General features: G+C 63.6%; 18 protein-coding genes and 1 tRNA gene. 7 read left to right on the top strand and 12 right to left on the bottom strand.

Annotated elements, in window-relative coordinates; translation table 11 throughout:
• The first annotated feature begins 61 nt into the window (after positions 1 to 61).
• Positions 62 to 733, top strand: a complete 672-nt coding sequence (gene phoU / locus BBD46_RS01280; RefSeq protein ID WP_071399944.1) for a phosphate signaling complex protein PhoU — start codon at positions 62 to 64, stop codon at positions 731 to 733.
• A 52-nt stretch (positions 734 to 785) separates the two neighbouring features.
• Here the strand turns inward: phoU and BBD46_RS01275 are convergent, their stop codons facing one another.
• The 7 genes from BBD46_RS01275 to BBD46_RS01245 all read right to left on the bottom strand — a co-directional run bounded on the left by BBD46_RS01275 (position 786) and on the right by BBD46_RS01245 (position 7,764).
• Positions 786 to 1,160 (bottom strand): HalOD1 output domain-containing protein, encoded by a 375-nt coding sequence (locus tag BBD46_RS01275; RefSeq protein ID WP_071399943.1) that lies wholly within the window; start codon positions 1,158 to 1,160, stop codon positions 786 to 788.
• Between the two features lie 53 nt (positions 1,161 to 1,213).
• Positions 1,214 to 1,855 (bottom strand): helix-turn-helix domain-containing protein, encoded by a 642-nt coding sequence (locus BBD46_RS01270; RefSeq protein ID WP_171908131.1) that lies wholly within the window; start codon positions 1,853 to 1,855, stop codon positions 1,214 to 1,216.
• Between the two features lie 189 nt (positions 1,856 to 2,044).
• Positions 2,045 to 2,479 (bottom strand): hypothetical protein, encoded by a 435-nt coding sequence (locus BBD46_RS01265; protein WP_071399942.1) that lies wholly within the window; start codon positions 2,477 to 2,479, stop codon positions 2,045 to 2,047.
• Positions 2,480 to 2,533: 54 nt separating this feature from the next.
• Entirely contained in the window at positions 2,534 to 4,219 is a 1,686-nt protein-coding gene (locus BBD46_RS01260) for an FAD-dependent monooxygenase (RefSeq protein ID WP_071400001.1), read from the bottom strand.
• Positions 4,212 to 5,867 (bottom strand): electron transfer flavoprotein subunit alpha/FixB family protein, encoded by a 1,656-nt coding sequence (locus tag BBD46_RS01255; protein WP_071399941.1) that lies wholly within the window; start codon positions 5,865 to 5,867, stop codon positions 4,212 to 4,214. Before BBD46_RS01255 ends, BBD46_RS01260 begins: the two co-directional genes overlap by 8 nt.
• Positions 5,868 to 5,869: 2 nt before the next feature.
• Positions 5,870 to 6,754, bottom strand: a complete 885-nt coding sequence (locus BBD46_RS01250) for an electron transfer flavoprotein subunit beta/FixA family protein (RefSeq protein WP_071399940.1) — start codon at positions 6,752 to 6,754, stop codon at positions 5,870 to 5,872.
• A 146-nt stretch (positions 6,755 to 6,900) separates the two neighbouring features.
• On the bottom strand, positions 6,901 to 7,764 hold the full coding sequence (locus BBD46_RS01245) for a polymer-forming cytoskeletal protein (protein WP_071399939.1): 864 nt from the start codon (positions 7,762 to 7,764) through the stop codon (positions 6,901 to 6,903).
• 158 nt (positions 7,765 to 7,922) lie between these two features.
• Here BBD46_RS01245 and BBD46_RS01240 point away from each other — a divergent pair, with 158 nt between their 5' ends.
• The gene (locus tag BBD46_RS01240; protein ID WP_071399938.1) at positions 7,923 to 8,120 is read left to right on the top strand and encodes a DUF5800 family protein; all 198 of its coding nucleotides are present in this window, start codon (positions 7,923 to 7,925) and stop codon (positions 8,118 to 8,120) included.
• Here BBD46_RS01240 and BBD46_RS01235 read toward each other — a convergent pair.
• Complete coding sequence (locus BBD46_RS01235) at positions 8,117 to 8,668, bottom strand: DUF7097 family protein (protein ID WP_071399937.1); 552 nt, start codon at positions 8,666 to 8,668, stop codon at positions 8,117 to 8,119. The two genes, BBD46_RS01240 and BBD46_RS01235, sit on opposite strands and share 4 nt — an antisense overlap.
• 143 nt (positions 8,669 to 8,811) lie before the next feature.
• On the opposite strand from BBD46_RS01235, the gene BBD46_RS01230 reads away from it, so the two are divergent.
• From BBD46_RS01230 to BBD46_RS01220, 3 genes are all read left to right on the top strand, one after another.
• Positions 8,812 to 11,370, top strand: coding sequence for a methyl-accepting chemotaxis protein (locus BBD46_RS01230; RefSeq protein WP_071399936.1), 2,559 nt, complete (start codon positions 8,812 to 8,814; stop codon positions 11,368 to 11,370).
• Between the two features lie 138 nt (positions 11,371 to 11,508).
• A complete protein-coding gene (locus BBD46_RS01225) occupies positions 11,509 to 11,877 on the top strand; it encodes a DUF192 domain-containing protein (RefSeq protein ID WP_071399935.1) in 369 nt (122 codons plus the stop codon).
• A gap of 432 nt (positions 11,878 to 12,309) precedes the next feature.
• A complete protein-coding gene (locus tag BBD46_RS01220; protein WP_071399934.1) occupies positions 12,310 to 13,845 on the top strand; it encodes a (R)-citramalate synthase in 1,536 nt (511 codons plus the stop codon).
• 36 nt (positions 13,846 to 13,881) lie between these two features.
• On the opposite strand, the gene BBD46_RS01215 is transcribed toward BBD46_RS01220, so the two are convergent.
• From BBD46_RS01215 to BBD46_RS01205, 3 genes are all read right to left on the bottom strand, one after another.
• Complete coding sequence (locus BBD46_RS01215; RefSeq protein WP_071399933.1) at positions 13,882 to 14,085, bottom strand: hypothetical protein; 204 nt, start codon at positions 14,083 to 14,085, stop codon at positions 13,882 to 13,884.
• An 87-nt stretch (positions 14,086 to 14,172) separates the two neighbouring features.
• On the bottom strand, positions 14,173 to 15,669 hold the full coding sequence (locus BBD46_RS01210; RefSeq protein ID WP_071399932.1) for a 4Fe-4S ferredoxin N-terminal domain-containing protein: 1,497 nt from the start codon (positions 15,667 to 15,669) through the stop codon (positions 14,173 to 14,175).
• A gap of 513 nt (positions 15,670 to 16,182) precedes the next feature.
• Positions 16,183 to 16,267, bottom strand: a tRNA-Ser gene (locus BBD46_RS01205).
• Between the two features lie 202 nt (positions 16,268 to 16,469).
• Between BBD46_RS01205 and BBD46_RS01200 the strand changes: the two genes are divergently transcribed.
• A complete protein-coding gene (locus BBD46_RS01200) occupies positions 16,470 to 17,423 on the top strand; it encodes an AAA family ATPase (RefSeq protein WP_071399931.1) in 954 nt (317 codons plus the stop codon).
• A gap of 7 nt (positions 17,424 to 17,430) precedes the next feature.
• A complete protein-coding gene (locus BBD46_RS22470) occupies positions 17,431 to 17,592 on the top strand; it encodes a hypothetical protein (protein WP_171908130.1) in 162 nt (53 codons plus the stop codon).
• A 105-nt stretch (positions 17,593 to 17,697) separates the two neighbouring features.
• On the opposite strand, the gene ppc is transcribed toward BBD46_RS22470, so the two are convergent.
• On the bottom strand, positions 17,698 to 20,394 hold the full coding sequence (gene ppc, locus BBD46_RS01195; protein ID WP_071399930.1) for a phosphoenolpyruvate carboxylase: 2,697 nt from the start codon (positions 20,392 to 20,394) through the stop codon (positions 17,698 to 17,700).
• Between the last annotated feature and the right edge of the window lie 210 nt (positions 20,395 to 20,604).

The following is a 20,604-nucleotide window of genomic DNA, read 5'->3' as shown; positions in this document are numbered from 1 at the left end:
TCGGTGCACGACGTGCAGATCGCTACCAATATTTATCAATGACCGGCGTGCTGTCTGCAGTATGGCCAGACAATCGTACCAGGAGAAACTCGCGGAACTCCGCGAGGACATCCTCTACATGAGTGAGGTCGTGATGGAACGACTTCGCATGGGCCTCGATGCCTTAGAACAGAAAGACGAGGACCTCGCGAACGAAGTGATCACCGGCGACAACGAGGTCAATCAGATGTACCTCGACCTCGAACAGCAGTGTATCGAACTGCTCGCGCTCCAACAACCCGTCGCGAGCGACCTGCGCTTTATCGCCGCCTCGTTCAAGATCATTACCGACCTAGAGCGGATCGGCGACCTCGCGGTCAACCTCGGCGAGTACACGCTCGAGGCCGAACACGATCTCTTCCCCGACGTCGACGTCCAGGAGATGGGCGAGATGACTCTCGAGATGATCGAAGAGGCCATGGTCGCCTACGACACCGAAGACACCGACGGCTGCCGCCAGCTCGCCGAGCGCGACGACGACCTCGATCACTTCGCCGAGCGGGCGAGCGAGATCGTCGTCCGCGACCTCATCGAACGGGAACTCGAGTCCCCCAACGAAGTCGAGCAGTTGCTCCAGGATGTTTCGCGGCTGTTGCTCACGATTCGTGACCTAGAACGAGTGGGCGACCACGCGGTCAACATCGCCGCGCGGACGCTGTACATGGTTGAAAACGACGACGAACTGATTTACTAATTTCAGCGGGTCGCGTCTTGCGTCGCCCGAGACCGCTCCAATCGCGTCCTGCTTACTGGAGTTCTTCGAGCACAACACGGCCAGTCGTATCGACAGTCACCGTTCGGCCAGCGTAGGCGAACGTCACACTGCCGCCGGCCCGGTCGAGTTCGGGAGCGTCACTCGAGTCGTCAAAGAGCGCGTCCAGTGCCGTCGGGTCAACGGCGTTGTAGAGCGGCTCGAGTTCGTCCGCAACGGCGAGTACGTCGAGGTCGTCCTGTGCGGCGATGGCAGAGATGACCGCGACGCTCGGTGGCTGCTCAGTGTCGGCCTGGAAGGTGAACTGGTTGTCGTCAGCGGTCGGCCGATCGGCCGTGTCAGCTGTCTCGGAGGCGGAGTCGGTCGTTGCTGGTGACGTCGACGTAGACGAGTGAGCACGCTGTTTCATATCTGAAGAACGGCAGGGAACCGGGAAAGCCCGTTCATTGGGTGGCCAACCCTTTAAGTGGGTTCGTCAGCGATCGTGTGCCAGAGCAGGTTCGCCTGCCCCCGCCGGAGCCGAGCCGAGAGCGCCTGATCCGAGATTCCGAGTTCGTCCGCAACGTCCGACAGCGTCGCCGCACGAGGCACGTCGAAGTAGCCCCGGTCGAGTGCTACGTGAAGCGCCTCGCGCTGGTGCTCGGTGAGCCCGTACTGTTTCGTCTCAGCCTCGTGCTCGTGGTACATCCGCCGCACCTGAAAGCCGACTCCCTTTTCGAGACACCGCTCTCGGTACTCGAGTAGGGTCTCTCGAGATGGTACACGAGCGCTCACGACCGTCTCGTTGTTGACGACGATGTCGATGAGTGCGATGTTGTACTCGGCTGCCAGTGGATAGGTCAGTTTCGTCGCTGCCGCCTCGGTGAGCGTGACGCTGTACAGGCTTCGATCGCTGAACGATTCGAGCGTCGTGTAGGTGTCAATCGTCTCGTCGGACTCGAGTGCGTCCTCGAACGCGGCGAAGTCGTCGCCGAACGCCCAGAAGAGGAGTTTCGCGGTGCCGGCCTGTGAGCCGTAGAGTTCCTCGATCTGGAGTTTTTGTACGGCCTGGGCTGCCGATTCGAGGATGGGCGTTCGGAGTTCGTACTCGACGATGAGGGACACGGCTACGTGTCCGTGCGCGATGGCGATGACTGTTCGGACGAGACAGTAGTGGTGAGTGTCGCCATGGTGTGACTGTCTGGCGACACAGTTGCGTGCTGTCTGGCCGTGGCTCTGTGGAACACTTGCTCCCTCGACCCTCCTACCTAACCCTGGTCCCGGTCCCGGCACCGACCCCGACCCCAATCCGCCTCACGGTTCGGGCTCGGGCTCAGACCGTCCGCCTGCTCCGCACTCGTCTGCCTGGCTCTCATCTGCACCGTCACGACGCGCCGGCACACCCGTCAGCAACTGTCCAGCATCGTCGATGTTCCGCGTCTCGAGTAATACTTCCGCGGCCGTCCGGATACTGACATCCGGCTCGAGTGCCACCCCGTGACAGCGCGCGTAGCACTCGAGCCAGCGATGCATCGCGTACTCGAGTGACTCGAGTTCGGCTGGCGAGAGCGGTGCGGGGCGGCCGCCGGTGCGGGTGTCGATGTAGACCGCGATGGCCTGGCCGACGCCGTCGCGGAGGTACTGGGGTGCAAACGTCGGTCCGAGCGGTGCGTTTCCGCGGTGGAGTGCAGCGTGCTCGCGCTCGGCGTGGCGGGCGAGCGCGGCGATCTGGGGGCCGAATTCACTCATAGTGCGACCCTCCGCCTGACCGCGAACGATGCCGGACTCGCTGTCTGCTCACGCTCATCCCTCGCGGAACTCGACGCCCTTACCGCCGCGGGGGTGTTCCCACTCGGTGTCGGCGACGACGGCGCAGGTGCCACACTCGATGCAGGGCTGGGTGTCGAGGCTAACGACGGTTGCTGCGGTGCCGTTGCGTTTGACTTCCTCGGAGCGATAGCAGCCGCCGCCGAAGTCCTCGGCACTGACCGGACAGGCGTAGACTGCCGCGCCACTGGCCTCGTAGGACGTGTCTCGAACCTCGATGTGCGGATTTCCGACGTCCGTATCGTAGGTGAGGTCGCCGATCCGCTCGTCGAGCGTCGGCGGTTCAACCGAACTCTCCCAGTGGAGCGTTCGCCCGTGCTCCTCGCCGATGATCGACGGGAGGGTGACGTAGCCCGTTCGCGTGTCGGGCAGCATCGAGACGAGGAACGGCGAGTTGTACGCCCGCTGCAGCACGCGATCCGCGATTGGGTTACCGATCGCGAGCGAGCCGACGCGGGAGTCGAGCACCCGTTCGACGGCGTCTGTCACCCGGTCGCGCTCGCCGACGGTGCGCGCGAGGTCGTACCGGCGCGGCCGGAGCTTGTCCATCGTGCCCGAGTTCTCGAGCATCTGGGTGTAGCGCCGGCCCGCAGCGGCCGGGTCGGCGTTGCCGCGCGTGACCGCGAAGGCGTCGGCCGCGAGCGCGCCCGCCGTGACGGCGTGGTTCATCCCCTTGATGATCGGCCCCTGGGCCTGCATCTGGCCTGCGGCGTCGCCGACCAGAACGAGCCGGTCCTGGTAGGGTTCGCGGTGGGCGACCTTCTTCGAGTCGGGGACGAGCTTCGCCGAATACTCGCGCTCGTCGTACTCGTCGCCGAGCCACCGCGCGAGCAGCGGGTGGGTGAGCAAGGCGTCGAGCAGTTCGTGCGGTTCGGCCTGCTCCTCGACGAGGCTGTCGAGGTGGAAGACGGTCCCGATAGATAGCGAGTCCTCGTTCGTATAGAGGAAGCCGCCGCCGCGGACGTCTTCGAAGAGGTCGCCCGAGAACAGGTGCGCGACACCTTCGTCTTCGTCGATATCGAACCGGTCGTCGATCACGTCTGGCTCCATCTCGACGACAGCCTTGACGCCCTGGAACCACTCGTTCGGGTCTTCCCAGTCCATCAGGCCCGCCTCGCGGGCGAGTTCGGAGTTGACGCCGTCGGCGGCGATGACGATGTCAGCCTCGATCGGATCGAGTTCGTCGCAGGTGACGCCGACGATACGGCCGCGCTCGCGCAGGAGGCCGTTCACCCGAACGTTTGTCAGAACCCCGCCGCCAGTCTCACTGGTCTTCTCGTGGACGCGCTCTGCGAGCCAGGAGTCCATCGGCCGGCGGAGGACGGCGTCACACCAGTCGGTGTCGTCCTGGTGGAGAGCAGTCAGATCGTAGCTCTTGACCTTGTTCCCGGCCACGTTGTGGATGTAGTAGTCCGTGACGGGCCGTTCGGAGGCCTCCTCCCGGAAGCCCTCGAACAGGTCGTCGACCGTGTAGGGAGCGGACTCCTCGGCGTAGATCAGGCCGCCGGAGACGTTCTTCGAGCCCGCATCCATTCCTCGTTCGAGGACGAGCGTTTCGATACCGTGGTCTGCGAGTCGTGACGCTGCCGCAGCACCACCGGGACCGCAGCCGACGACGACGGCCTCGTAATGTTCTCGGTCTGTCTCGCTTGCGTCAGTCATCAGTGTCACCTCCAGTTGCAGCGTCAGCACTGGCATCTGGCTCGCTGTCATCCGAGCTGCCACCGCTGCTGTCCGCAGCCGTATCACCGCTCCCGTCCGCGACCGCTTCGGGTGCCAGCTCACCCGACTCGGCCGCGTCGGTGAGTTCTGGCAGGACCTCAAAGAGGTCGCCCTCAACGAAGTAGTCGCTAAAGTCCCGGATGCGCGCGTCGGAGTCCGTGTTGATCGAGACGATAGTGTCCGATTCGTCCATTCCGACCTTGTGCTGGACGGCACCCGACACGCCGGCCGCGATGTAGAGGTCGGGTGCAACAACTTGCCCCGTCTCGCCGATCTGGCGCTCCTCCTTCGCGTACTGCTCGACGTGACCGTCGAACTGGTAGGAGGAGGTGACGATTCCCCGCGTAATGCCGAGTTCGGCGTCCTCAAACGCGTCGACCAGATCGAGGCCGAGTTCCATCCCTTCGGTGGGGTCGTCTGCAATGCCGCGACCGAGGCAGACGACCACGTCGTGGCCCGTCAGATCGACGCCGGCCTCGAGTTGGTCGTACTCCGTGATCTCGACGCGGAACCAGTCCTCGTCCAGTTCCATGTCGTGTTCGACCACGAGCCCGTCGCGGTCGTAATCGGGCTCGATGGGGTCGAAGCTGCCGGGGATGATCGATGCGCCCTGTGGGTGGAACTCCCGCCCCGGATTGTCGAGACACAGGATCGTCGAGTACTCGAAGCCCGAGAAGTCGGGTCGCTTCATGTGCAAGACCTTCTCGAAGGTCTTCTTCACGCCGGGTTCGCCGGTCTTGACGGGGTTCGAGACCTCGTTTTCTTCGATGAAGAGGTCCGAACAGTCCGAAGCGAGTCCGGAGTCGAGTTCGGCCTGCACCTTCGCCGAGAGATCCCGGCCGTTGTTCGTCGCCGGGAACAGAATGTAGCGCGGCTTGTCGTACTCGCGCCAGTCCGTGCTCTCAACAGTTCCCTCGCCACGGGCCATGTGGGCCGAGATTTCGGTGTAGGGCTTGTGCAGGAACCGTTCGAGTCGATCATCGTCGTGGTAGACCGCGACATCAGCGCCGTAGGCAATGCACTCCTCGGCGAGTTCCTCGCAGTCGTTGCCCATCAGGAACGCGACGACACGCTCTTCGTCTCCGTAATCCTCGGCGAACTGATCCATCAACTCGCGGGCCTTGCCGAGCATCTCCCGCGAGACCTCGAGGAGGTCGCCCTGCTGGGTCTCACAGAAGACCCACACGTCCTCGTAGTGGCCGTCGGCGAGCGCCCGGACGTGTTTCTTGTCGCGGGTCTGTGGTTCGTCGGCTTCGCCCGCGGTGTCCTCGTCGTCAGCGGCCGGTTCGTCCTCGTCTTCGACCTCGTCGATTTCTTCACCCTCCGCCTCGTCGCCAACCGTTTCCTTCGTCTCCTCGTACTCACCTTCGGTTTCCGTCCCCTCCTCGACGCCGTCGCTGCTTTCAGCACTGCCAGCAACATCCGCACCGACGGCTTCGAGCCGCCGGTGTACCGCTTCCCGGGCCGTCTTCCGGTCTCGCCCCGCCTGTTCGGCCTCGAGAATCGCCTGCAGTTCGTCGGTCTCGTCGATCGTGTCCAGTTCCTCGCGCAGTTCGTCGACAGAGTAGTCGTCCGGATCGAGTGCCACGATCAGTCACCTCCCTCCGCTGTGTTCGCACCGCTTGCGTACGGCGCCAGTTCGCCGAGTACCTCGTTCATACCGTCCGAGTCAGCGGGATCGACCATCGTCGCCTCCCGCTCTGAGGGTGCCTTCGGGATCGGGTCGACCGAGGAGACGATCGTCGGCGAGCCGTCGAGGCCGATGTAGTCCGGGTCCAGATTCAGGTCCTCGTGATCCCACGTCGTCAGGTGTCGATCGTGGGCGGCCGCACGGTTCTGGGTCTCCTCGCGAAGCCGTTTGTGGGTCAGTCGGTGAGAGGCCTTCCGGTAGGTCGGCTCGAACTCGGGATCCGTGACGACCATGCAGGGCAGCGGTGCCTCAACCGTCTCGATTTCGTCCACGTCGCCTTCGACCAGTCGCTTCGCGCGGAGCAGACGCTCGTCCGGATCGATATCGAGCGCGATGACGTGCGTGACGATCGGCCAGTCGAGCGCCCACGCCGTCTGCGGCCCAGTCTGGCCCGTTTCGCCGTCCGCCGTTTTGAATCCCGCAAAGAGCAGGTCGACATTGCCGATCTCCTCCTGGTAGGTCTCGATACCCGCACTGAGCGTAATCGCCGTCGCCCACGTGTCCGAGGCGGCGAGTTCCCGGTCCGAAAGGAGATAGCTGTCGTCGGTGTACACCGCTTCCATCGCCTCCTCGAGTACTGCCGCATAGCCCGGCGGGCCCATGCTCATCCCCGAGACGTGGCCGCCGTGGCGGACCCGCGTCTGCAGGGCCGCCTCGAGTGCGAACGCGTCGTTCGGGTTCATCACCGTCGGTGTCTTCCCGCGCTCCAGATGACCCTCCTCGTTGAAGGAGACGGCGCCATCTGAGAAGTCCGGGACGCCCTTGGTCAGGACGATGGACCGCATACGCGCCTCCGTCTCTGTTGTATGATTGTCATTCGCATGCTCATCTCGCGTATCCACAGTGCTGCTATTAAGACTGGGGGTGAGAATCCGTCTGCGAGACAGTCCGTCGACCGCGGGCTGGAGAATCCAGGCTGGCTGGACGGACCTTACTCGAGTTCGCGTTCGCCAGTGTCCATCGTGATCTCGCCGTCGGCGCGAATCGTGCCGTCGATTTCGGCACCGGGGCCGAGTTCGAGGTTGGCACAGGAGACATCGCCGAGCACCCGCGCGTCGTTGGTGAGTACCACGTCGCCGTCGCGGGTCGTCAGGTCGCCGTGGATGCGTGTTTCTTCGCCGACGGTGACGTCGCCGCGGGCGCGCAGGCTGCCGAACACGTTGCAGTTGCTGCCAACGTCGATCGTTTCGGCGCGGACGTTGCCGTGGAGTCGACAGTCGTCACCGAGCGTTGCGGGCGTCGAGACGCGCCAGGCGTCGTCGCCGACGGTCGCGTTGCGCGGGATGACGAGCGGGTCGGTCTCGGGGTCGTCCTCGTCGTCGTCTCCGTCGACGAGTTCCGAGATGAGTCGCTGGGCGGTATCCTCTTCGCCGATCAAAAGCAGGTGTTTGAGGTAGACGAACATGAGGACGATCGTCGGCATCGGATTTCGGATGACGATCCAGCCGTTGGCTTCGAAGCCCTCCTCGATGTCGACGTCGTCGCCGATGTCCAGGTCGCCTGCAACCTTCAGTTCGCCGGCGATGTGGACCCGCTCGCCGATGTAGGCGTCCTGTCCGACGAGGACGTTCTCCGCAACGTCACACCACATGTCGAGTCGGCAGTCGCCTTCGGCTTCGATCTCGCCTTCGACGGTGACGTTTTCGCCGGCGAGCACGTTGCGTCCGCGCACGCCGAACTCGATCGTCGAGCGACTCCCGATAAGCACGTCTCCGTCGGTCTCGAGGGCGACTTCCTTGGCTTCGGTCCCGTCAGGGACGACGAGTTCGTCGAGCGGATCCCTATGTCCGGCCACACTCACATCCAATATGGGTGGCCGGTAATAAACCTCGCGCGTCGTCTGCCGCCCGTCTGACTCCTGTCTGTGTGCCATCACTCCGAGGCGGACTGGCAGTACGAACCGGAGGCCGTCGGTCCGGTTCCTTTTACACCCCCCACGGCATAGGGCAGATCATGACAACGCTCGCGTTCGACGACGACGGCGTCGAGGTCGTCTACGAAGGCACCGAATTTCGCCTCGAACGAGAACTCATCGAGGAAGCGACGGAGAAATCCTACTACGACGTCACAGACCACGAGGTCCTCAAAATCGTCGCCGACCAGCCGAACCTGCAGGGCGAACCGCGTCGCGTCGGCGATATTCTCGACTAACCGCCCTCGCCTCGATCGTTTCGTTCGTCTCGGTCGTATCGCTCCGCTGCTGACTCGAAGCTCAACTCCTCGAGTTCCTGGCTGCGTCGACCTTCGAGTTCGGCCAGCGCCTCGGGGTCCGGCGCGGCGTCGTCGGTGATCCGCGCCCAGGAGTTGTGGACTTTCGCGTGACACCACCGACAGAGGTAGATCGTAATCTCGTGGGAGAGCGTCTCGCCGTCGCGGGCGTAGGACAGGTGGTGTTCCTCGAGTAGTGGTCGCTCGTCGTCGTGAGCGAGGCGCTTTTCGGCGAGGCCACAGCGGACGCACTCGCGCTCTTTGTTTCGCGCACGAAAGTGCGGACAGTCCGCCCAGGTATCGTCCGTCTCAGGGTCGACGATCGGGCACTCGTAGTCCTCCTGTGCGCGCTCGCGGGCGAACTCGGGATCGTGCTCGTAGTGATTAAAAGCGTACCGACACGTCCCCTCACCGGTAAGGTAGTCACAGACACCCACGAACTCGTAGGGGTCGTCGACACCGACGGGAGTGCCGTTTGGTGTTCGCTCCATTCTCACTGCATTAGAGGGTTGCAATCGGTTTGAAGCCACCGGAGGCCACGTGGGGACGTGTCGAACGGTGAGTGCGAACACATATCATATCTACAGACAGTAGCTTCGTCAGACATAAGAATTGTTAGAAGAAGGGGTGCACAATGAGTAGATTACGGCGACTCGTCCCGTCATTTATCAGGCGACGATACGCGCTCAAGTTTGGCATTGTACTGCTCGTCATCGGACTCTCAGTCGGTGCCATCGGCATCGTCGAGACGTCGATGATCACCGACACCGTCGAGCAGACGGTCCTCAACGAACAACAGGACCAGGCCGTCCAGGAGGCCACCGAAATCGAGAACTGGAACGACCGAAACGACCAACTCTTGCTCTCGACCGCACAGGCACCCATCTTCTCGGCCGTTCAAGACGAGGGACAGGGCGGTGATGGCGAGGATCTTGCGGCGATAGACGGCTATCTCGAGGATGTCTACAGCGAACTCCCCGAAAACACCCGAGTAAATGCACTGTACGTCGACACCAGCACCGACTCTGGTGACATTCTCGCGGGTACCGGTGGTGCGGAGTCCCTCGAGGAACTCGCGTTCCCAGAAACGGACGAACTCGAGTCGGCCTCGGCCTACGCGGTCCAGCGGACTGATCCGTACCTGATCGAGGACGATGTTTCGCTCGTGTTCGATGAGCGGCCCGTTCGCTCGTACTATGTCGGCATTCCCGGGACTGATCGGGCGGTCGTGCTGACGTTCGATCTGGCCGACCGCTCGTCGAACTCGCCGACCGTCTGGCAGTCTGAAACCGTCGTCACAATCGTCGACGACGAGGGACAGATCATCGCGGACGACGCCTACCTCGGCTACGGCAGCGATCCGGACAACGTCTCGTTCGGCGAGACATACGGCAACGCGGAACTCCTCGACACGGCCGAGGAGAACTCACTCGGTGCCCTCCGCTTCGATGAGGCACCGACCGACGCACTCCAGCAGGAGCCGTACGACTTCTCACCGGGCGGCTACGTCGTCGGCTACTACACGACCGGTGAGGACTGGACCGTTCTCGTCCACACCACTGAGGACCAGGCCCTCGGCGTCGTCGACTCGATCGGCCAGTTCGGCGCGCTGATCACGCTCGCCAGCGTGCTCATCATCGCCGTCCTCGGGGCTATCATCGGGCGCAACACCGCCGCCTCGATCGATCGCCTGACAGAGAAGGCACGGCAGATGGAAGCCGGTGATCTCGACGTCGAACTCGAGAGCAACCGGATCGACAACATCGGCCAGCTCTACGACGGGTTCGACTCCATGCGCGTTGAACTCAAGAACACGATTCAGGAGGCCGAAGACGCGCGTGACGAGGCCGAAGCCGAGCGCGAGCGGGTCAACCGCATCAACACCCATCTCGAGCAGAAAGCAGACGAGTACAGCACGGTGATGCAGGCCGCAGCCGACGGCGACCTCACTACTCGCATGGACCCCGAAAGCGAGAACGAGGCGATGGCCGACATCGCCACCGAGTTCAACGAGATGCTCGGGGAACTCGAGACGACCGTCGACCAACTCTCGCAGTTCGCGACCGACGTGGCTACGGCGTCCGAGCAAGTGACCGCCTCCAGCGAGGAGGTCCAGACTGCGAGCGCGGAGGTCAGCACTTCGGTGCAGGAGATCTCCGACGGTGCGGACCGCCAGCATCAGTCGCTGCAGTCGATCGACAGCGAACTCAACACGCTCTCGACGACGACCGAGGAAATCGCGGCCTCCTCGAGTCAGGTCGCGACGCTCGCCGAGCGGACGGCCACCACGAGCCGCGACGGCAGCGACACCGCACAGGAAGCGATCGACGCCTGTGAGGATCTCGAAGACGAACACCAGGCGGTCGTCGAGGAGTTCGAGGAACTCGAGACGCAGGTCGACCAGATTGCAGAACTCACGGAGACGATTACCGAGATTGCGGCGCAGACGAATATGCTCGCGCTGAACGCCTCCATCGAGGCCTCGCGCTCGGCAAGCGACGGCGATACGGGCGGCTTCAGCACGGTTGCCGAGGAGGTCAAGGAACTCTCCCAGGACGTCAAGGAGGCCGCAGAGCAGATCGACGAGCGACTCGAGGCGGTCGAGTCCCAGACGGCGCGCTCTGCGACGGAAGTCGACCAGACGACCGACGAAATCGAGCGCGTGAACGACCTCGTGACGACTGTCGTCGACGACCTCGAAGAGATCGCCACGTACGCCCAGGAGACGAACGACGGCGTGCAGGAGATTTCGGCGGCGACGGAGCAGCAGGCGGCCTCGACCCAGGAGGTCGTTGCGATGGTCGACAAAGTCGCCTCGATTTCCGAGGAGACGACCGCGGAGGCCGAGACGGTCGCCGCGGCCGCCGAGGAGCAGACGAGCGCGCTGACGGAAGTGACCGGCTCGGCCCAGCAACTGAGCCAGCAGGCGACGACGCTTTCGGCTGCACTCGACCGATTCGAGACCGACGCGGCTGCAGACACCGAAGATGCGGCGTTGCTCGATGCGACGGTAGCTGGTGAGGGTGAAAGCGCCATTACGTCTGAATCCGCTGGCATGACGGACGGCAGCGACGATACCGACGATACCGAAGATGGCGAAGGCAGCGGCGACGAAGAAACCACTGCCAACAGCGACGAAGACACTGACGCCGAAGCCGACGTCTTCGAATTCACCGGCGATCAAGCGGAATAACGGTCTCCGTCACCTCATAGCTCCACCAACGGCCACGGATAGGACGGACCACAGCCAGCGGCCGCTGGAGATGACGGCCAACAGTCAGCAGCCGCCGTTTTAACAGTCTTTTTGCTCGTCGCACGCCGACGCCCAGTCGTGCGCCTCGTTCACGCCGCCGACGGCTCAGTTGCATCCCCAGACGACCGGACGACGCTCGCCACCCAGATCGACCTCGCAGACTCCCTGCTCGCACAGACCCGCGGGCTCATGTTCCGGCGCTCGCTCCCCGAGAACTTCGCGCTCGCCTTCCGCTTCGATGACGCGAGCATCCGCGATGTCCACATGCTGTTCGTCTTCGTCCCGCTCGATGTCATCTGGGTCGCCGACGGCGTCGTCCAGCGCGTCGAGCAACTCAAACCGTGGCGTGGCTTCGCCCGTGAACATGCAGACACGATACTCGAGTTACCCGCCGGCGCTGCGGCTGGCGTCGAGCCGGGTGACGAGATTGCGTTGATCGAGAGCTAACGTCGTGCAAACTGGTTGAGGCGACAGCGCAGAAAGTACCGTCGCCGACGTGCTTAAGACGGTGTGTCACAGTAGACCGAGGTACAATGGCACGAGATTCTGATACGGTCTCATCGCCGGAGGATAGAGGAAGTCGGAGCGATCCGGCTGGACGCGAAATTATACGGCACACGTAGTCTTGCCTCGGTCCTTCGCGATAGTACTGAGACTGAGATTGCTCCTGAAACTGACGCTGCCACTGCTTCTGTTTCATCTGCATCGACAGTAACTGATACTGGGTCCGACGCTGCCAGCGCTGCCAACGACGCCAGCGCTAGCACCGGCGACGACGCCGACAGCGACGGACCAACAGAGACGAACACGACCGCAGCTACGGCCTCGGACACAACCACAGCCACAGCCAGGCCAACACCCACAGACACCACCACACCAATGCACTCACAAACCCCAACCCCCGACCAGACGATCGATCCAGACCGCACCGTTCAACTCCTCGATACCACCCTCCGCGACGGCGAACAGGCCCCCGGCGTCTCGCTCTCGCCCGACGAAAAGGTCGAACTCGCCCGTTCCCTCGAGCACGCCGGCGTCAGCGTCATCGAAGCCGGTAGCGCCTGCACCGGTGCCGGCGAACGCCGCGCCATCTCCCGCGTCACCGACCTCGACCTCGACGCGCTCGTCACCAGCTTCTGTCGCGGCATCCGCGCCGACGTCGACAAGGCACTCGAGTGCGGCGTCGACGGCGTTCACATCGTCGTGCCCTCGAGTGACCGCCACGTCGAGGGGAAGGTCGGCACCTCACGCGAGGATAACCTCGCGACGACGGCCGAACTGGTCGAGTACGCAACCGAGCACGACCTCTGGGTCGAGGTGATCGGTGAGGACGGTTCCCGCGCGGATCTCGACTACCTCGCGGAGCTCGCCGAAACCTCGTTCGAGGCGGGTGCGGATCGGTTCTGTTTCGCCGACACGGTCGGCCACACCGGCCCGGAACACACGACGGCGGCCGTCTCCCGGCTCGCCGAACTCGGGCCGGTCAGCGCGCACACGCACGACGACCTCGGCCTCGGCGTGGCGAACGCGCTCGCCGCCGTCTCGGCCGGCGCGGACCTCGTCCACTGTACGGTCAACGGCCTCGGCGAGCGCGCCGGCAACGTCGCACTCGAGGAGGTCGCCATCGCGCTGTCGCACGTGTACGACGTGGAGACCGCCGACCTCGAGTCGCTGTACGGCCTCGCACAGCGCGTCTCGCGGGCGACCGGTGTCGACCTCCCGCCGAACAAGGCCGTCATCGGCGAGAACGCGTTCACCCATGAGAGCGGCATCCACACGGACGGGACCCTCAAAGACGACAAGATGTACGAGCCCTACGCGCCCGAAACCGTCGGCCGCGAGCGCCGCCTCGCCCTCGGCAAGCACACTGGCCGGGCCGGCGTCGCAGCCACACTCGAGGAGCACGACGTTGAGGCCGGCGACGACGAAGTGGCAGAAATCGCAACGCGGGTTACCGAACTCGGCGACCGCGGCCGACGCGTTACCGACGCCGACCTGCTCGCCATCGCCGAGGACGTGACTGGCGACGACCGCGAGCGCGTCGTCGACCTGCTCGACCTGACAGCGACGAGCGGTGGGGCCGTCCCAACGGCCAGCATCCGTCTCGATGTCGACGGCGAGGAACGGGTCGCGAGCGGCACTGGCTCAGGTCCCGTCGACGCGGCCGTCTCCGCGATCCGGGAGGCGCTTGGCTCCTCAGCCGACGCCGAACTCGAGTCCTACCACGTCGACGCGGTGACGGGCGGAACGGATGCAGTTGTCACTGTCGAGGTAACGATGGTGCGAAACGATCGCTCGGTGACGGTTGCCCGCAGCGAGGCGGACATCACGCGAGCGAGCGTCGAGGCGATGGTCGATGCGCTCGATCGGTTGCTTGCAGTCGATCAGCGGCCGCTCGCGCCGGCAGACGACTGAGCGAGACGGAGTCGTCAGTGTTGGCCAATCTCGGTCTCAATGGAACGGTTGCCGGCTCAGCACACCCCACGGATCGAACAGGTAGACAACGGCCAAGAAGAGCGCGAGTGCAACTACGAACAGTCGAGCGAGTTCGCTCGCCGATGCCGAAAAGCCGGGTTCGACGAGGATTGTCGTCGCCATCAAACCAGCAACACCGAGCCAGAGGAGGCCGACGAAAAGGCGGCCACGAGAGTTCATACGAATCCCTACGAGTGAATCATTATGAACGCCACGAGTCCGAGCGACTGGGAGAGAAGAAGGGAACGGAGACGGTCACCCAGTGCCTCAGAGTTCGAGGCCATCCAATGTCCGCTCGTCGGTGACCTCCATCCGGTTGTTGATCTGCCCAACGTCTTCGTAGGCGACCGGTCCGGGAACTTGCTCGGCGTTGGGTCCTGGCTCGTTGCCGAGGTAGATGACGTTCGGATTGGTCCCAAACTCCTCTAACAGCTTGAACGAGGAGTCGTTGTCGCCGTACTCGCCGCGAAGCAGTCGGATCGCGTCCTCCTCGGTCATGCCATCGTCATCATCCTCGTCGGCACCCTCCTCTTCACCCTCGACGATTGCGATGGCCTCCTGAAGCTCTTCGTCGTCGGGATCGTGTTCCTGTGCCCTCGCGAGCGGTACGTTCTGGATGTACTGCTGGGGATCGCTCTCGGGATCGTTCATGTCCCCAAACTGGATCGCACCCGGCGGGCAGGCGTCCTCGCAGGCGGTCGTCCCCACCATATCCTCGCCCATCTGCCCGTCCTGCCGGGCCGGGTCGAAGATGCACTTCTCCATGACGCCGCGTGGGCCGCGCCCGCTCACCCAGCGACCCCGCTCGTCGAACATCATGTCCTCCTCGAGTTCCTCCGATGGCGCTTCGGTGTCGGGGGTTTCCCACTGGAAGTAGTTCACGCCGTAGGGGCAGGCGACCTGACAGTACCGACAGCCGATACAGATGTCGTAATCCGTGAGAACGAGGCCGCCGTTCTCGCGGGTGTGACGCGCCGTCGTCGGACAGACCTTCTCGCAGGGAGCGTCGGTGCAGTGCTGGCACGGCCGAATCAGGTAGTTGAAATCACGCGTGTCGTCGAACTCCTCTTCGTCCGGCGATTCGACGGTCCCATCCTCGTAAGCGAGGATGTACATCCAGTTCGCGCCCTCGTCCCAGTTGTGCTCGTCGTTGCAGGCGACGACACAGGAGAGACAGCCGTCGCACGTCTCGAGGTCGAGAACCATTCCCCACTGAATCCCGTCTCCGTCCCCGTCTGCACCGTTTTCGTCGCCGTTGTCGTCCTGTGCCGCACCGATGGCTGGCTCGCGCTCGTCACCGTTGGTCGCACCCCAGGCTGTAAGCCCGAACGCACCCGCGCCGACGCCCATCTTCTTGATCACATCGCGACGGGATTCGTCATCCGTGCCAAACCGTGACAGCGCATCGTCGAGGGTGCCGTTCTCTCGGGCTTCTTCGATTCGTTCGGCCATCGGCCGGTCGTCCTCGCCGAACTCCTCGACCACGTCCTCGTGGTAGCGGTCGTAGAACTCCTCCTCGGAGAGTTCGCCTTTCGTGAGCCGCATCGCGTCTCGAGCCATCTCCATCCCGAGATCTGCGTCGTACTCGGTGTCCTCGAGCATATCCCGGAAGTCGGTCTGGACGTCCTCCCCGAGCGGATGGAACAGTTCACCGGTGTCGGTCACCTCCTCCGGTGATGGCGTCTCCTCGCCGGCCCCAGTCCGATCGGCAGTAGACTCGATGTCACGTGGCTGCTCGTCGTCTCGCTCATCAGCGTCAGTCATTGCCGTCGCTCACCTCCCGTCGTCGGTCGAATACAGCCGTTCCCATTGGTACTCACTGACACAACCATCGACCAGACGAACGCGAATAAGGCGTTACCCTGCAGGTGACGGCGACAGCACAGTCGAGGGACGGCTGATCGCCGTTCTCACAAGGACCGAGGATGGCCAGATGTGAAATCGGTACTCGAGTACCCTGCCTTGGAGCACAAACGTGAGTGGGAGTGATGGCGCTGTGTGCTCGAGGTGTGGAAGAAAATCCCGGCGAGCATGCCGAAGCGTGACTCGTGCCGCCACGCGTCTCGCGGTTTCACCGCTCGATCATCGTGGCGCTTTACGCCACGCATCGCTCATCGATTTGTTGCTCCAAAAACGCCGAGAGGGAGATTTGAACAACGCCCAGACGTGCTCACTTCGTTGCGCGCGTCTGTCCTCGTTCAAATTCCCGTGAGCGTTTCCGCTCACGGATTCTGAGTACACGCTACGCGGTGCTCAGTGGTGTTAGTTCGCGGAAAACGCCGAGAGGGAGATTTGAACTCCCGAGTCCGTGAGGACAGCAGATTTCGAATCTGCCGCCTTGGCCGGGCTAGGCTATCTCGGCTCACCTGTTTGTACTCGGGTATCGTTTTTACCGGTTTCGATCTGTTTCGCAGGGTGGGAGCGGTTCACGGGCACGTTGCAGAGCGTCAGCGATCGAACTACCACGAACACAGACGGACACACACCGACATAGCCACCGCCCACACACGACGGAACTCACCGGGAGCGAAACTCATTTGACACGAGCGACCGACGGCGTTTCCATGGACGTCACCCAGGCCAGTAGCGAGTGTTCGGCCGTCCTCCAGACCATTGACGATGCCGTCATCTGCGACCGCGCGTTCCCCGAAGACATCCTCGTTGGCGTCGTCGGCCGCGGCCACGTCCTCGTCGAGGACGTCCCCGGCACCGGCAAGACGCTCACCGCCCGCAGCGTCGCCACCGCACTCGGCCTCTCGTTCTCACGCATCCAGTTCACCCCCGACCTGCTCCCCGCCGACGTCACCGGCACCCACATCTTCAACGAACGCGAGCGCGCCTTCGAGTTCAACAAGGGCCCCATCTTCGCAAACGTCGTCCTCGCCGACGAAATCAACCGCGCACCGCCGAAGACCCAGGCCGCCCTCCTCGAGGCCATGGAAGAAGGCCAGGTCACCGTCGACGGCGAAACCCGCCAGCTTCCCGACCCCTTCGTCGTTATCGCCACCCAGAACCCCGTCGAACAGGAGGGGACCTTCCCGCTCCCCGAAGCACAGGTCGACCGCTTCCTCGTTAAAACGTCGATGGGCTACCCCGACGAAGCCGGCGAGGTCGAACTCCTCCGCCGCCGCGCCGACCGAGAGACGACCAGCCCGTCCGTCGAGGCCGTCCTCGAACCCCAGCAGGTCGGACAACTCCGGGAGGTTCCCGAGACAGTTCGGGTAGACGAAGACCTACTCGAGTACGTCGCCGCGCTCGCCCGCGAAACCCGTGCGGATGGCCGCGTCGAAACGGGTGTGTCGCCGCGCGGGACCCAGCGGCTGTTCGAGGCGGCGCGGGCGTATGCGACGATCGTCGGTCGGTCGTACGTGACGCCGGACGACATCAAGCGCGTCGCCCAGCCGGTGCTGGCCCACAGGCTGGTGTTGACGCCGGACGCGACGGTTAACGGCGTCGCGAAATCGCAGGTTGTCAGTGGGGTGCTGGAGTCGGTGCCGGTGCCGACTGTCGAGGAGTAGACAGTAGATGATCGGCGCTGCGTTCCAGCGATTCGCACTCGTACTCGCGCTCGTCGGCGGCCTCGGCGAACTGGCACTCGAGTTTGGTGGTGTGTTCTTGCTGCTAGCGCTCCCTGTCGGTCTCATTGGGTTCGCGCTCGAACTGTATCAGTTCCATCGTCTCGAGTAGCGAGCACCGAGCAGTGGGTAGCAGATAGCAAGTAGTGGATGGCGAGTAGCGGTTCGTGAGTAACGCGAGGTCATACTCGAGTACCGTACGCCGTCGAACGTATGCTTACCCAGTGTTCTTCATTCCCGCTGCAATCCCCTTCACCGTTAGCCGGAGCGTCCGTTCTTCGATGTCAGTCCGGTGAGTGCGGTCGAGCAGGTACGTCTGCAGCAGGTTCAGTGGGTCGACGTAGGGGTTTCGACGCTCCAGGTTCTCACCGAGCCAGTCGCGAGTGTGAAGCTGGTCGCGCTGGCCGATCTCGGTGATCAGGTCGGCTGCGCGCTCGTACTCACCGGTCAGCCGCGGGAAGAACTGCTCGCGCAGGTCTTCGTCCGCGAGGTCCGCATACTGCTCGGCGATCTCGAGTTCGGTCCGCGAGAGCGAGAGCGCGGCGTTGTCGAGCGTGGTTCGAAAGAACGGCCACTCCTCGTACATGGTCTGGAGCGTCTCCACGTCACCACCGTCGTCGAGGTACGCATCGATACCCGTCGCAATGGCGTACCAGCCCGGCAGGATACACCTGGACTGGGTCCAGGAGAACACCCACGGAATCGCCCGCAGGTCCTCGACGGTGCGCTCGCCGGAGCGCGAGGCGGGCCGCGAGCCGAGGTCGAGGTCCTCGATGACGGTGATCGGGGTCGCCTGTTCGAAGTACCGGACGAAGCCGTCGCTCTCCAAGAGATCGCGGTACTCGCGGCGGGCCACGTCGGCCATCGTCTCCATGGCCTCGATCCACTCTTCGCGAATCTCGTCTTCGGGCTGGTCCTTCGCGTACAGGCGCGCCCGAAGCTGGGCGTTGAGCATCTGTTCGATGTTACGCTCGGCGATGCGCGGGTTAGCGTACTTCTCGGCGATCGCCTCGCCCTGTTCGGTGAACTTGACCTGGCCCGTGACGGTGCTGTTTGGCAGCGCAAGTAGGGCTTCGTTCATCGGGCCGCCACCCCGCGAGATGGAGCCACCGCGGCCGTGGAACAGCCGCATCGTCACGTCGTGGTCGTCGCAGATCTCGCCGAGTCGGCGCTGGTTCTTGTACAGCGACCAGTTCGCCGCCAGGAAGCCGTTCTCCTTGTTCGAGTCGGAGTAGCCGAGCATGATCTCCTGGGTGCGCCCGCGCGCTTCGAGCGCCTGCACGTAGGCCTCGTTCTCGAACAGCGAGCCCATGATCCGACGCGCCCCCGAGAGCGCGTACTCGGTCTCGAGCAGCGGCACGACGTCGATGCCACAGTGCTCCGGTAATGAGACGACACCGGCCTGGTCGGCCAGGAACAGCACCTCGAGGACGTGACTCGGCTCCTCGGTCATCGAGATGCAGTAGGTGTCGATCGCTTCGACGCCGTACTCGCGTTGCCAGTCCGCGAGACTGTCGAACAGCCGCAGAACGCGTGCGGAGTCTTCCGACAGTCCGTCGTTCACGGCATCGGCCAGGTCGATCACCGGCTCGTCTTGCAAGATCGCGTCGGTCAACAGCTCCGTCCGTTCCTCTTCAGAGAGGGCGTGGTAGTCGATCCCCTCGGACTCGAGTGCCTCTGCGATCGCGTCGGTGTGTTTCTGCTGGTGGTCTCGCAGGTCGAGACTCGCGAGCGAGAAGTCGAACGTGGCGACCTGCCGCCGAATCGGGTCGACGTGGGCATCGACGACGCTCGCCGCGTCGTTGTCCCGCAGGCTCGTAGCGATAGTCGTGAGGTCGGCTCGCAGTTCCTCGGCGTCGTCGTAGCCGCCCGGTCGAACGTCACCTACGCGATCAAGTCGTTCGCGCATCAGCTTGAGCTTCTGGCGGTAGGGCTCGTCCGGGTAGCGTTCCGCCGCGGTCCTGGCGGCTCCCGGCAATCGCTCGCGATCCGACTCGAGTGCGGCCTGAAATTCGGAGCCGGGATCGATTCGGCTGCCGTCCTGACTCAATACGCCCGAGAGGCGTTTGAGTTGTTCGCGATAGCGCTCGAGGACGACCGACCGCTGGCGTTCGAGCGTCGTCGCGGTCACATCCGGCGTTACGTAGGGGTTCCCGTCCCGGTCGCTGCCGGCCCACGAGCGGAACTCGAACAGCTTGGGGATGTCGAGGTCGCTCGCTACCTCCTCGTCGATCGCGTCGGCGAACTCGTCGTAAATCTCGCCGACCACGTCGAACAGCGTGTTCTGCAGGTACCACTGGACGTTTCGAGCCTCGTCCTCCGGTTCGGGCTGGCGGTTGCGAACCTGGGGTGTCTGCCAGAGACTCGTCACCTCCGAATCGATGTCCGCCCAAATCTGTCCAGATTCCTTGTCAGTCAACAGCCGCTCGTCGAGCGTCTCGAGTGCCATCGAAATCGCGCGTAGCTTCGACTTGACCGTCTTGCGTCGTGCCTCGGTTGGGTGGGCGGTAAACGTTGGCTCGATCAGCACGTCCTCGAGTACCTGCTGTACCGTCTCGATGTCCTCCTCGCCGAGTTCTGCCGCCGCCGTTTCGAGGCTGTCCTCGAGCGTCCCTTCCTGGGACTCGGTACGGATCGAGCGCACCCGCTCGCGCTCTTCGGCCAGATTGATCAGTTCGAAGTAGGAGGTGAACCCCCGCGCGACGATGCGCTGCTGGTGTGGCGACAGTCCCTCGAGTTCGGCGATGAGTGAGTCACGGGACTCCAGTTCGCCGGCCCGGTAATCGATCGCCGCTCGTCGACACGACTCGACCGTCTCGAAGGCCTGTCGCGAGGTCTGGTCCTCGAGAACGTCGCCGAGTAGCGCACCGAGTTCTCGGACGTCCTGTCGGACATCCCTGTTGTGGAGTTGCATAACAAAGACGTGTAGTCGGATAGTAAAAAAGCCTTGCAGGCCGTTAGACGGCCGTCAAACATCGTTTTCCGTGATAGTTACCGATGGTTCGGGTGAACTGTTGGCACACGGCGGGTAGTTTATTTGTGCCGACAGGATAGGCCAGGGTAAACAGCCGATAGGATGCAATAATTTACTACAGTGTGAAATACTATGGTGGATAGAGGTAGC

The organism is Natrialba sp. SSL1, assembly GCF_001861355.1.
GTDB lineage: Archaea > Halobacteriota > Halobacteria > Halobacteriales > Natrialbaceae > Natrialba.
The sequence above is the reverse complement of the archived record's forward strand: the minus strand, read 5'-3'. Positions and strand labels throughout refer to the sequence as shown.